Here is a 14689-nt window from a genome sequence, read left to right on the forward strand (position 1 = left end):
CTCGAACCCCGATACGGAGTGGCCCGATGCCCACTGAGGCAGAGTTCCTCGACTACCTCCGGCGTGCCACTGCCGACCTGCGCGACGCGCGCCGGCGGGTACGCGAGGTGGAGGCCAAGGACCGCGAGCCGATGGCCGTCATCGGCATGGCGTGCCGGTTCCCGGGCGGGGTGTCCAGCCCGGCCGAGCTGTGGGACCTCGTCGACCGGGGCGGCGACGGGGTGGGCGACTTCCCGACCGACCGGGGCTGGGACCTGGAGCGGCTCTTCAACGTCGACCCGGACAACCCGGGCACGTCGACCAGCAACCAGGGCGGCTTCCTCTACGACGCGCCACAGTTCGACCCGGGCTTCTTCGGCATCAGCCCCCGCGAGGCCCTGGCGATGGACCCGCACCAGCGGCTGCTGCTGGAGACCTCCTGGGAGGCGTTCGAGCACGCCGGCATCGACCCGCAGGCGCTGCGTGGCAGCCGGACCGGCGTCTTCGCCGGGGTCATGTACCACGACTACGCGTCGCGGGTGCTGGACCTGCCCGACGGCGTCGAGGGCTACATCGGCACCGGCAACTCCGGCAGCGTGGTGTCCGGCCGGGTGGCGTACACCTTCGGGCTGGAGGGCCCGGCCGTCACTGTGGACACGGCATGCTCGTCGTCGCTGGTCGCCGTGCACCTCGCGACGCAGGCGCTGCGCCAGCGGGACTGCGACTTCGCGCTCGCCGGCGGTGTGACGGTCATGTCCACCCCGGGCACCTTCGCCGACTTCTCCCGCCAGCGGGGCCTGGCCTCCGACGGCCGGTGCAAGTCGTTCGCCGCCGCCGCCGACGGCACCGGCTGGTCCGAAGGCGTCGGCGTGCTGCTCCTGCAACGGCTCTCCGACGCCCGCCGCGACGGCCGGCGCATCCTCGCCGTCGTCCGGGGCAGCGCGGTCAACCAGGACGGCGCCAGCAGCGGACTCACCGCCCCCAACGGCCCGTCGCAGGAGCGGGTGATCCGGCAGGCCCTCGCCAACGCCCGGCTCTCGCCGGCCGACGTCGACGTGGTCGAGGCGCACGGTACCGGCACCACCCTCGGCGACCCCATCGAGGCGCAGGCGCTGCTGGCCACGTACGGGCAGGACCGGGGCGACGGCGGGCCGCTCTGGCTGGGCTCGGTCAAGTCGAACCTGGGTCACACCCAGGCCGCCGCGGGCGCCGCCGGCCTGATCAAGATGATCGAGGCGATCCGCCACCGCACCATGCCCGCCACCCTGCACGTCGACGAGCCGTCCCCGCACATCGACTGGTCCGCCGGGCAGGTCTCGCTGCTGACCGAGGCGCGCGCGTGGTCGGCCACCGACCGGCCGCGCCGGGCCGCCGTGTCGTCGTTCGGCATCAGCGGTACGAACGCGCACGTCATCCTGGAGGAGGCGCCCGGCGACGACGCCCCGTCCACCGACGAGGCACCCTCCGCCGTCGACGCGCCGGTCGCGCTCCCGCTCGCCCCGGTGTTCCTCTCCGCCCGTACGCCAGAGGCGCTCGCGGGGCAGGCCGGCCGCTGGGCCGACCACCTCGCCCGCGTCGACGCCCCACGTCCGGTGGACGTCGCGGTCTCCTCGGTCAGCCGCGCGGGGCTCGAACACCGCGCGGTCGTCCTGGCCGGCGACGCCGACGACCTGCTCGCCGGGCTGCGGGCCCTCGCCGCGGGCGAGCCGACCGGCGCCGTCACCACCGGCGCGTCGGCCCCGCGTGGCCGGGTGGCCTTCCTCTTCTCCGGCCAGGGCGCGCAGCGCCCCGGCATGGGTCGCGGGTTGTACGGGGCGTTCCCGGTGTTCGCCGCCGCGCTGGACGAGGTGTGTGGTCACCTGGATCCGTTGTTGCCGCGTCCGTTGCGGGAGGTGCTGTTCGCGTCGGAGGGCACGCCCGAGGCGGAGCTGCTGGACCAGACGGTGTTCACCCAGGCGGGCCTGTTCGCGGTCGAGGTGGCCCTGTTCCGGCTGATCGAGTCGTTCGGTGTGGTGCCGGACCTGATGGCCGGGCACTCCATCGGCGAGATCGCGGCGGCGCACGTGGCGGGCGTGCTCTCCCTGGCCGACGCGTGCGCGCTGGTCGCCGCGCGGGGCAGGCTCATGCAGGCCCTGCCGGCGGGCGGCGGCATGCTCGCCGTGGCCGCCGACGAGGCCGCGGTGGCCGCCTCCCTGGCGGGGCTGACCGGCCGGCTGGACGTGGCCGCCGTGAACGGCCCCGCCGCCGTGGTGGTCGCGGGCGACGTCGAGGCGCTCGACGAGGTGCAGCGGGTGTGCTCCGAGCGGGGTGTGCAGACCCGCCGCCTGCGGGTGAGCCACGCCTTCCACAGCGCCCGGATGGACCCGATGCTGGCCGAGTTCAGGGCCGTCGCCGAGGGACTGACGTTCCGGCCGCCGACTATCCCGGTGGTGTCGAACCTGACCGGCCGCGTCGCCGACGCCGACCAGCTCTGCGACCCGGGCTACTGGGTGCGCCACGTACGCGGCACCGTTCGCTTCGCCGACGCCGTCGACTGCCTGCGCGCCGAGGAGGTCGACACCTACCTGGAGGTGGGACCGAACGGCGTCCTCACCGCCATGACGCAGAACTGCCTCGCCGAGCGCGCGGAGGACGAGCCGGCGCCCCTGCTGGTGCCGGTGTCGCGCCACGACCGGCCTGAGCCGCAGGCCCTCCTGGAGGCCCTCGCGTCGCTGCACGTGCACGGCCGCGCCGTCGGCTGGGCGGGCCTGCTCGACCGGGCCGGCGGCCGGCACGTCGACCTGCCGACGTACGCCTTCGAGCACCAGCGCTACTGGCTGGAGCCGGCGGGCCGCTGGACGGACGTCTCCGGTGCCGGCCTCGGCGCGGCCGGGCACCCGCTGCTCGGCGCGGCGGTCTCTGTGGCCGGCGAGGACATGGTGGTGCTGACCGGCCGGCTCTCGACGTCGACGCACGCGTGGCTCGCCGACCACGTCGTCTCCGGCGCGGTGATCGTGCCGGGCGCTGCCCTGGTGGAGTTGGCGGTGCGGGCGGGTGACGAGGTGGGTGCGTCGCGGGTGCGGGAGCTGACCGTGGCCGCGCCGCTGGTGCTGCCGCAGGCGGGTGCGGTGCGGGTGCAGGTACGCGTCGGCGCGGCCGACGAGGCGGGCGTGCGTGTGGTGGCCGTGCACTCGCAGCCCGAGGGTGATCCCGAGGCGGAGTGGGTTTCGCACGCGGAGGGTGTGCTGGAGCCGGCGTCGGCCGACGAGCCGGGCGTGGGGGAGTGGCCGCCGGTCGACGGTGTCGAGGTGGACGTGGCGGGCTGGTATCCGGCCCTGGCCGAGCGCGGCCTGTCGTACGGGCCGGTGTTCCGGGGGCTGCGCCGGGTGTGGGCGGGCGGTGACGAGGTGTTCGCCGAGGTGGTGTTGCCGGACGAGGTGGCCGGTGACGCCGCGGGGTTCGGCGTGCACCCGGCGCTGCTGGACGCCGCGCTGCACCCGATCGGGCTGCTGTCCGGCTCGGAGGGCTCGGGCGGGGCGCGGGTGCCGTTCGCGTTCGAGGGTGTGCAGGTGTGGGCCTCGGGTGCGCGGGTGCTGCGGGTGCGGTTGACCCGCAACGGTTCGGCGGTGCGCCTGGTCGCGTGCGACGAGTCGGGCGCGGCCGTGGTGTCGGTGGACAGCCTCGCCCTGCGTGAGCTGACCGGGGTGTCGGCGTCCCCGGACGCGTCGGCCCGGTCGCTGTTCGAGGTCGCCTGGCAGGCCCAGGAGGTCGCCCCGGCCGGGGACGCCTCCGGGTGGGCGCTGCTCGGCTCGCCCGCCGCCGGCCTGCCGGCCGTCGCTGAGCTGCCGGTGTACGCCGACGTCGAGGCGGTCGCCGTGGCGTCGGGTGTGGCGCCGCGTCTGTTGCTGGTGCCGGCGGGTGGCCTGCGCCGGGCCCTGCACGCCGAGACGGAACCTGCTTCGGTCCCCGGTGAGATGCCCGCCGCCGTCGACAATGGCCCCGAGTCGGTGCGGGCGGCGACGTCGCAGGTGCTGGCGACGGTGCGGTCCTGGCTGGCGGCGGACGCGCTGGCGGAGTCGCGGTTGGTCGTGGTGACCCGGGGTGCGGTGTCGATCGGGGACGGAGACCGGGTCACCGACCTGGCCGCAGCGGCGGTCTGGGGTCTGCTGCGCTCGGCGCAGTCGGAGCATCCGGGCCGCATCGTGCTGGCGGACGTCGACGGTGACGCGGACGCCGGGCTGCTGGCTGTGCTGGGTTCCGTGGCCGACGAGCCGGTGACGTTCGGTGGTCAGGTCGCGGTGCGCTCGGCTGAGGTGTTCGTGCCGCGTCTGGTGCGTGCGGTAGCGCCCTCGTCGGCGGACGGTGCCGTGGTGGGTGACGGCGCCGTGCTGGTGACGGGCGGTACGGGCGCGTTGGGCGCGCTGGTGGCGGAGCATCTGGTGTCGGTGCACGGCGTGCGGTCTCTCGTGCTGGTGTCGCGGCGTGGTCCGGCAGCTGCGGGTGCGGGTGAGTTGTCGGAGCGGTTGTCCGCGCTGGGTGCGTCGGTGCGGGTGGTCGCCTGCGACGTGACGGACCGGGACCAGGTGTTCGGGCTGGTCGGTGAGGTTTCCGCCGGTGGCCGGCTGGCGGGTGTGGTGCACACCGCCGGTGTCCTGGATGACGGGGTGATCGAGCGGGTCACCGAGGAGCGTCTGGCAAGGGTGTTGGCGCCGAAGGTGTCGGCGGGTTGGTTGTTGCATGAGGCGACGGCGTCGCTGGATCTCGACTTGTTCGTGGTGTTCTCGTCGGTTGCTGGTGTGTTGGGTTCGCCGGGTCAGTCGGCGTACGCGGCGGGTAACGCGTTCCTCGACGGGCTTGCGGTCCACCGGCGGCAGCTCGGGTTGCCTGCGGTCAGCCTCGCCTGGGGCATGTGGGACACCCCCGGCATGGGCGCGTCCCTCGACGAGGCGGACCGGGCGCGATCGACCCGGGGCGGCATCACCGCGATGAGCGCCGAGACCGGGCTGCGGCTGTTCGACGCCGCCCTGACCGCCGGCCGGCCGGCCCTGGTGCCCGCCGTGATCGACCTGGCCGCCCTCCGGGCCGCTGCCGGCGCCGGCCTGGTGCCGCCGATGCTTCGTAACTTGGTCGGTACGACCACGACCCGCCGCCAGGCGGGACAGGGCACCACCTGGGCGACCCGCATCGGCGGCCTGACCGCCGACGAGGCGCGCGCCCAGCTCGACGTGCTGGTACGCGGCCTCGTCGCGCAGGTGCTCGGGCACGGCGGGGCGGAAGCCGTGCCCGCCGACCGGGCGTTCCGCGAGCTGGGCTTCGACTCGCTGACCGCCGTCGACCTGCGTAACCGCGTGAACGCGGCCACCGGCCTGCGGCTGCCCTCGACGCTCGTATTCGACTACCCGACGCCGCAGGCGCTCACCGCCCATGTGCACGCCGAACTGGCCGGCGCCGCAGGTCGCCCCGCCGCGCCGGGCGCGCGGACCACCACCCGCGCCGACGAGCCGCTAGCCATTGTCGGCATGGCCTGCCGCTACCCGGGCGGCGTCGAGACGCCCGACCAACTGTGGGCGCTGCTGGCCGCCGGCGGGGAGGGGATCGGGGAGTTCCCCACCGACCGCGGGTGGGACCTGGAGAGCCTGTTCCACCCCGACCCCGACCACCCCGGCACGTCGTACACCCGCCACGGCGGTTTCCTGTACGACGCCGGCGCGTTCGACCCCGCCTTCTTCGGCATCTCGCCCCGCGAGGCCCTCGCCATGGACCCCCAGCAGCGGCTGCTGCTGGAGGCGTCGTGGGAGACGTTCGAGTCCGCCGGGCTGGACCCGCAGCGGCTGCGGGGCAGCCGGACCGGTGTCTTCGCCGGCGTCATGTACCACGACTACGCCTCCCAGCTGATGGAGCTTGCCGACGAGGTCGAGGGCTACGTCGGCACCGGCAACTCGGGCAGCGTGCTGTCCGGCCGGGTCGCCTACACGTTCGGCCTCGAAGGCCCGGCGGTCACCGTCGACACCGCGTGCTCGTCGTCGCTGGTGGCGTTGCACCTCGCGGTGCAGGCGTTGCGGTCGGGTGAGTGTGATCTGGCGTTGGCCGGTGGTGTGACAGTGATGGCCACGCCCGGCACGTTCGTGGAGTTCTCCCGGCAGCGGGGTCTGTCGCAGGACGGCCGCTGCAGGTCGTTCGCCGCGTCGGCCGACGGCACGGGCTGGTCCGAGGGCGTCGGCGTGCTGCTCGTGCAACGACTCTCCGACGCGCAGCGGGAGGGCCGGCGTATCCACGCCGTCCTGCGCGGCACGGCCGTCAACCAGGACGGCGCGTCGAACGGGCTCACCGCCCCGAACGGCCCGTCGCAGCAGCGCGTGATCCACCAAGCCCTCGCGAACGCCCGCCTGACCCCGGCCGACGTGGACGCCGTCGAGGCGCACGGCACCGGCACGACGCTGGGTGATCCGATCGAGGCGCAGGCTCTGCTGGCCACGTACGGGCAGGAGCGTCCCGTCGACCGGCCGCTGCTGTTGGGGTCGGTGAAGTCGAACATCGGGCACACGCAGGCCGCCGCCGGTGTGGCTGGTGTGATCAAGATGGTCATGGCGATGCGCCACGGCCTCGTCCCGCCGACCCTGCACGTGGACGAGCCCTCCCCGCACGTCGACTGGACCGCCGGGGCGGTCGCACTCGCCACCGAGCCCACCCCCTGGCCGGCCGTGGACCGGCCGCGTCGGGCGGCGGTGTCGTCGTTCGGGATCTCCGGCACGAACGCGCACGTGATCATCGAGCAGCCGCCCGCCGAGACGGTCGGCGCGCGGCCCACCGACCGGCCGCGCGCCGACGTCGTACCCCTCGTGCTCTCCGCCGTGGACGCCCCGGCGCTGCGCGACCAGGCGGCCCGGCTGAAGGCGCACCTCGCGGCACACCCGGAGCTGGCGCCGGCCGACGTCGCGCACGCCCTGGTCACCACCCGGGCCACGTTCGACCACCGCGCCGTCGTCCTCGGCCGCGACACCGTCGACCTGACGCGGGCCCTGGAGTCGTTCCACCTCGGCGAGGCCACCGCCGCCGTCACCGGCGTCGCGGCGCGCGCCGCCGACCCGGTCCTCGTCTTCCCCGGCCACGGCGACCCGTGGCCCGCCGCGACCGTCGAGCTGCTGGACCGGGCACCGGAGTTCGCCACCGCGATCGCCGCCTGCGAGGCGGCCCTCGCCCCCCACGTGGACTGGTCGCTCGCCGCCGTGCTGCGCGGCGCGGACGGCGCTCCCACCCCGGCCGAACCCGGGGTGGCGCCGGCCGTCCGGTGGGCCGTGGCCGTCTCGCTGGGACGCTGGTGGCGCTCCCTCGGCGTACGACCCGCCGCCGTGCTCGGGCACGCTCACGGCGCGCTCGCGGCCGCCTGCGTGGCCGGCGCGCTGTCGCTGGAGGACGCGGCGAGGACGATCGCCCTCGCCAGCCCGGCGGAGGACGGCCCGGACGCGCTGGCCGGGATCACCCTCCGGGCGGCCGACGTGCCGCTGTACTCGGCGACGACCGGCGGCCCGGTCGACACCGACGGCCTCGACGCCGCCCGGTGGTATCGGGACCTGACCACCGACGCCGACGCCGAACCGGCCGTACGCGCCCTGCTCGACCAGGGCCACCGGGTCCTCCTCGAGGCTGCCCCGGCGACCGTGCTCGCCGCCGGCATCCGCGAGAGCGCGCGGGCCGACGACGCCGTCGTGGTGGCCGCCGACGACACCGTGGCCGGCGGCTGGCAGCGCATGCTGACGGTCCTCGCCGGACTGCACGTGCACGGCGTGCCCGTCGACTGGACGGCGATCCTGGGCGCCCCCACCGGCCCGCCGCCCCCGCTGCCCACGTACGCCTTCCAGCGCCGGCGCTACTGGCCGCAGCCGGCGGCGGCGACCGCCCCCGCCCCCGCCGGCACCGACGAGGCGGACCGGCGCTTCTGGGAGGCCGTGGAACGCGCCGACGCGTCTGCGCTGGCCGCCGCCATGCGCATCGACGAGGCCACGGTCAGCTCCCTCGACCCCGCGCTGCCGCTGCTCTCCTCCTGGCGCCGGCGCCGCCGCGACGAGTCCACCGTGGACTCGTGGCGCTACCGGGTGACCTGGAAGCCGCTGGCCGTCGCGCCGGAGGCCACCCTCGCCGGTACGTGGCTGCTGGTCGTGCCGGCCGCCGAAGCCGAGCACCCCCTGGTCGACGGCGTCGCCCGGACGCTGGGCGAGGGCGGGGCCGAGGTCGTCCGGATCGACGTGCCGGAGACGGGCCGGCCGGTGCTGGCCGAGCGGCTGGCGCGTACCGGCGGGCCCGTCGCCGGGGTGCTCTCCCTGCTCGGCCTGGACGACGCGCCGCACCCGGCCCACCCGGTCGTCCCGGCGGGTCTCGCCGCCACGTACGCCCTGGTCCAGGCCCTCGGCGACACCGGCGTCACCGCCCCGCTGTGGTGCGCCACCGCCGGCGCAGTCTCGACCGGCCGCGCCGACCAGCTCGACCGCCCCCGCCAGGCGATGCTCTGGGGGCTCGGCCGGGTGGTCGCCCTGGAGCACCCGTACCGCTGGGGCGGACTGCTGGACCTGCCCGCCGAGCTGGACCCCCGGGACCGGGCCCGGCTCGTGGCGGTGCTGGCCGGCGTCGACGCGGAGGACCAGCTGGCGCTGCGCCCCTCCGGGGTGTTCGCCCGGCGACTGGTCCGCGCCCGCGCCGAGCGCACCGCGACGCAGGACTGGCGTCCCGCCAGCGGCGCCGTCCTGGTCACCGGCGGCCTCGGGTCCATCGGGGCCCAGGTGGCGCGCTGGCTGGCCCGCGAGGGCGTGGGTGAGCTGGTGCTGACCGGCCGCCAGGGCCCCGCCACGCCCGGCGCCGACGAGCTGGCCGACGAACTGCGCGCCGCCGGCGCCACAGTCACCGTGGCCGCCTGCGACGTCGCCGACGCGGCCGCCGTGCGGGCCCTCGTCGAGCGGCTCGCCGGGCAGGGCATCCACATCGGGGCTGTGTTCCACACCGCCGGCGTCGCCCACGCCGCGCCCGTCGCGGCCACCGACGTCGCCGACCTCGCCGACGCCCTGCGGGCCAAGGTGGCCGGCGCGGTCAACCTCGACGAGGCGTGCGGCGACGAACTGTCGGCGTTCGTGCTCTTCTCCTCCGGCGCGGGCGTCTGGGGCGGCGGGCACCAGGGCGGCTACGCCGCCGCCAACGCCTTCCTCGACGCGCTCGCCGAGGACCGGCGACGGCGCGGACGGGCCGCCACCGCCGTCGCCTGGGGTGCCTGGGACGGCGGCGGCATGGTCGACGCCGAGGGCGCCGCCGACCAGATGTTCCGCTCGGGCGTCCGGGCCATGCGCCCCGACCTCGCGGTCTCCGTCCTGGCCGAGGCGCTCGACCACGGCGACACCACGCTCACCGTGGCGGACATCGCCTGGGACCGGTTCCTGCAGACCTACACGCTGGCCCGCCCCCGGCCGCTGATCGCCGACATCCCCGAGGTGGCCCGGCTGCTCGCGGCCGGGCAGCGCGACGGCGGCACGCCCGACGCGGCGTCCCCGCTCCGCGGCCGGCTGGCCGGCCTCGCCGCACCGGAACGCCGTCGGGTCCTGCTCGACCTCGTACGCGTCCACGCGGCGGCGGTGCTGCGCCTGTCCTCGCCGCAGGCGCTGGCGGCGGACCGGTCGTTCCGGGAGATCGGCTTCGACTCGCTCAGCGCCGTCGAGATGCGCAACCGCCTCGCCGAGGCGGTGGGACTGAACCTGCCGGCGACCCTGGTGTTCGACCGCCCGACGCCCGACGCCCTCGCCGAGCACCTGGCGGGCAGGCTCGCGGGCGACGACACCCCGGCGGCCGAGCCCGTGCGGGCCGCCACCGCGCTGGACGAGCCGATCGCCATCGTCTCGATGAGCTGCCGCTACCCCGGCGGCGTCGCCGGCCCCGAGGACCTGTGGCGACTCGTCGCCGAGGGACGCGACGGCATAGCGGAGTTCCCGACCGACCGGGGCTGGGACCTGGCAGCCATCTACGACCCCGATCCCGACCGGCCCGGCACCTCGTACGTGCGCGAGGGCGGCTTCCTCACCGACGCCGCCGGCTTCGACGCCGCCCTGTTCGGCATCTCTCCGCGTGAGGCGATGGTGATGGACCCGCAGCAACGGGTGCTGCTGGAGAGCGCCTGGGAGCTGTTCGAGCGGGCCGGCACCGCGCCCGCCGACATGCGGGAGACCAACACCGGCGTCTTCGTCGGCACCAACGGCCAGGACTACGCGACGCTGCTGATGGCCGCCCGGGTCGAGACCGAGGGCTACCAGGCCACCGGCAACGTCGCCGCCGTCATCAGCGGTCGGCTGGCGTACCACTTCGGGTTGCAGGGGCCCGCCGTCAGCGTCGACACCGCCTGCTCGTCGTCGCTGGTGGCGCTGCACCTGGCCTGCCAGTCCCTGCGGCAGGGCGAGTGCGACGTCGCGGTTGCCGGCGGCGTGACGGTGATGGCCACCCCCGGCCCGTTCCTGGAGTTCGCCCGGCAACGGGGGCTCGCCCTCGACGGCCGGTGCAAGTCGTTCGCCGGGGCCGCCGACGGCACCGGCTGGGGCGAGGGCGTCGGCTTGGTGATGTTGCAGCGGCTCTCCGACGCCCGGCGCGACGGCCGGCGGATCCTCGCCGTCGTGCGCGGCTCGGCGATGAACCAGGACGGCGCCAGCAACGGCCTGACCGCCCCCAACGGGCCCGCGCAGGAGCGGGTGATCAACCAGGCGCTGGCCAACGCGCGGCTGAGCGCCGCCGACGTGGACGCCGTCGACGGGCACGGCACCGGCACCCGGCTCGGCGACCCGATCGAGGCGCAGGCCCTGCTGGCCACGTACGGGCGGCAGCGCCCCACCGACCGGCCGCTCTGGCTCGGCTCCGTGAAGTCGAACATCGGCCACACCCAGGCCGCCGCCGGCGTCTCCGGCGTGATCAAGATGGTGCTGGCCCTCCAGCACGACCTGCTGCCGCCCACCCTGCACGTGGACGAGCCGTCGCCGCACGTGGACTGGTCGTCCGGTGCCGTCGCGCTGCTGACCGAGGCGCAGCCGTGGCCGGACGTGGACCGGCCGCGCCGCGCCGGCGTGTCGTCGTTCGGGGTCAGCGGCACCAACGTGCACGTGATCCTCGAACAGGCGCCCGCCACGCCCTCGGCCGACACCGCCGCCCCCCGTCCGGCCGGCGCCGACGCGCCCACGACCGGCTCCAGCCGCGGCACGCCCGGCGCCGCCGACGGGACGCCGCTGCTGCCGTGGGTCGTATCGGCAGACACCGCCGACAGCCTGCGGGCGCAGGCGGCCCGGCTGGCCGACTGGCTGCCGGGCAGCGGAACGCCCGCGGCCGACGCGGCCCGGGCACTGGCCACCGGACGGTCCCCGCTGCGGCACCGCGCGGTGCTGCTCGCCGCCGACGCCGACGCCGCCCTCGCCGGCCTGCGGGCCCTGGCGGCCGGGCAGGACCACCCCGGGCTCACCCGGGGCGCCGCCGAGCCCGGCGGCGCGCTGGCGGCGCTCTTCTCCGGCCAGGGCGCGCAGCACGCCGGGATGGGCCGACGCCTGTGGGAGACGTTCCCCGTCTTCGCGGCGACCCTCGACGAGGCGTGCCAGCACCTGGACGCGTACCTGCCGCGGCCGCTGCGCGGGGTGCTGTTCGCCGAGCCCGGCACCGCCGAGGCCGACCTGCTCGACCAGACCGTCTTCACCCAGGCCGGGCTCTTCGCCGTCGAGGTGGCGCTGTTCCGGCTGCTCGAACACTGGGGGATCCGGCCCGACTTCGTGGCCGGGCACTCCGTCGGGGAGATCAGCGCGGCCCACGTCGCCGGAGTGCTCGACCTGGCCGACGCCTGCGCGCTCGTCGGCAACCGGGGGCGCCTGATGCAGGCCCTGCCACCCGGCGGCGGGATGCTCGCCGTCGCCGCGCCCGAGGTCGACGTGCTGCGGGCCCTGTCCGGCACGCCGGGACAGCCCGCCGTCGCCGCCGTCAACGGGCCGGCCGCCGTCGTCGTCGCCGGCGCCGAGGACGTGCTGACCGAACTGGCCGCCCACTTCGCCGACCTCGGCGTACGCACCAAGCGGCTGCGGGTCAGCCACGCCTTCCACAGCCCGCTGATGGAGCCCATGCTCGCCGAGTTCGCGGCCGTCGCGGCGACCCTGTCGTACGCCCCGCCGACGGTGCCGCTGGTGTCGAACCTGACCGGCACGGTCGTCGACCCCGAGCAGCTCTGCACACCCGACTACTGGGTCCGCCACGTCCGCGAGGCGGTGCGCTTCGCCGACACCGTCACCCACCTGCACTCCCACGGGGTGACCCGGTTCCTGGAGATCGGGCCGGACACCGTGCTGACCGCACTGACCGCCGACGCGCTGCCGGTGGACGCGCCGGTCGTCGTGACCGGCGTGCAGCGGCCCGGCCAGGACGAGGTGGCCACCCTGCTCGGCGCGGTGGCCCGGCTGCACTGCCACGGCGTGCCCGTACGCTTCCCGGCACTGCTGCCCGGCGCCGCCGCCCCGGTGGACCTGCCCACGTACGCGTTCGCCCACCAGCGGTTCTGGCCGACCCTCGACGCGGCGGCGACCCACACCCCCGCCGCCGCGCACGACGACGTCGACTCGGCGTTCTGGCGGGCCGTGGCGTCCGGCGACGGCGACGCGCTCGCCGGCCGGCTCGGCCTCGACGCGGACCGGCCGCTGCGGGAACTGCTGCCGGACCTGGACCGGTGGCGGCGCCAGCAGCAGGAGGACACCCTCGCCGGCGGCTGGCGCTACCGGATCACCTGGCGCCCGCGGGCTCTCGTCGCGGGTGCCGTCGACGGCACGTGGACCCTGGTGCACAGCGGTACGGACCAGCCGGTCGTCGACCGGCTCGCCGAACTGCTCACCGCGCGGGGCGGCACCGTGCGGCAGCTCGCCGTCGACCCGGCGACGACCGACCGGAGCACGCTCGCCGGGCAGCTCGCCGCCGCGGCGTCCACCCGGATCGTGTCGCTGCTCGCCCTCGACGAGCGGGCGCACCCCGACCGCTCGGCCGTGCCGCTGGGCCTGACCGCGAACCTGGCCCTGGTGCAGGCGGTCACGGACGCCCTGCCACCGGTGCCGCTGTGGCTGCTCACCCGGCGGGCCGTGGCCACCGGCGCCGACGACCCCGTAGCCCACCCCGCCCAGGCCACCACGTGGGGCCTCGGCCTGGTGACCGCGCTGGAACACCCCCGGCACTGGGGGGGCCTGCTGGACCTGCCCGCCACCCTGGACACCGCCGCCGCCGAGGGAGTCCTGGCGGCCCTCACCGCCGCCGGCGACGAGGACCAGCTCGCGGTGCGTGACTCCGGGACGTACCTGCGGCGGCTGGAGCGCGCGCCCCGCGCCGAGGCGCCGGCCGGCTGGCAGGCGCCGGGCACCGTCCTGGTCACCGGCGGCACCGGCGCCGTCGGCCGGTACGCCGCCGGCTGGTTCGCCCGGCACGGCGCGCGGCGGCTGCTGCTGGTCAGCCGGCGCGGCGCGGCGGCCCCCGGCGCGGACGAGGCGGTGGCGGAACTGGCCGCTCTCGGCGCCGAGGCGCGGGTGCTGGCCTGCGACCTGGCCGACCGGGACGCGGTCGCCGACCTGGTCCGTGGCCTGCGCGCCGACGGTGAGACCGTGCACGCCGTGGTGCACGCCGCCGGGGTGGGCCGGCTCAACCCGGTCGCCGCCGTGACCGAGGCGGAACTCGCCGACGTCGTCTCCGGCAAGATCGCCGGCGCGCGGCACCTCGACGAGTTCCTCGACCCGGAGGCGCTCGACCTGGTCGTGCACTTCTCCTCCATCGCGGCCGTCTGGGGCGTCGGCGACCACGGGGCGTACGCCGCCGGCAACGCCTTCCTGGACGCCTGGGCGCAGTCCCGGCCGGCCGGGCGGGCCCGGCACCTCTCGGTGAACTGGGGACCGTGGGCCGGCGGCGGCATGGTGACCGACGCGCACGCGGCGGCCATGAGCCGGCGCGGGGTGTCCCTGCTCGACCGGGAACCGGCGATGGCCGCCTTGCGCGCCGGCCTCGACGGCGACGACACCGCCCTCACCGTCGCCGACATCGACTGGGAACGCTTCGCGCCGGTGTTCGCCTCCGCCCGGCCCCGGCCGCTGATCAGCGAGATCGCCGAGGTGGCCGCCCAGGCCGCGGCGGCGCGCGCCGCCGCCGAGGACGGCGACCAGGTCGCCGGCGAACTGCGCAAGCGGCTCGGCGAGTTGTCGCAGGCCGAACAGGCACGGCTGCTGGTCGATCTCATCCGCACCGCCGCGGGCGAGGTCATCGGCCACGACAGCCCGTACGCCGTGGAGGCCGGGCGGCCCTTCCGGGACCTCGGCTTCGACTCGCTCACCGCCGTGGAGCTGCGGGGCCGGCTGGCCCGCTCGACCGGGCTCAGCCTGCCCAGCTCGGTGGTGTTCGACCACCCGACCCCGCAGGCGCTGGCCGAGCACCTGCGGGCCGAACTGCTCGACGAAGCGTCGGTCGAGGCGCTACCCACCCTCGCGGAGCTGGACCAGTTGGAGGGCGCCCTCGCGCTGCGCGACCCGGACGACATCGGCCGGGTGCGGATCACGATGCGCCTGCACAGCCTGCTCGAACGGCTCGGCGCCGCCGAGGAACGCCGGGAGGACACCGCCGAGGTGGCCGGCCGGCTGCGGGCGGCCAGCAACCAGGAGCTGTTCGACCTCATCGACCAGGACCTCGGGCTCTCCTGAGCCGCCCGGGGATCTGT

1 protein-coding gene is annotated in these 14689 nt (G+C 76.3%); it reads left to right on the forward strand.

What is annotated here, in order from left to right; translation table 11 throughout:
- The first annotated feature begins 26 nt into the window (after positions 1-26).
- Positions 27-14672 carry a type I polyketide synthase gene (locus KBX43_RS00050; RefSeq protein ID WP_113974790.1) on the forward strand — a complete coding sequence of 4882 codons (14646 nt, stop codon included), beginning with the start codon at positions 27-29 and terminating at the stop codon, positions 14670-14672.
- The last annotated feature ends 17 nt before the right edge of the window (positions 14673-14689 follow it).

The sequence above is a fragment of the Micromonospora sp. C41 genome (assembly GCF_018070485.1).
GTDB lineage: Bacteria > Actinomycetota > Actinomycetes > Mycobacteriales > Micromonosporaceae > Micromonospora > Micromonospora chalcea.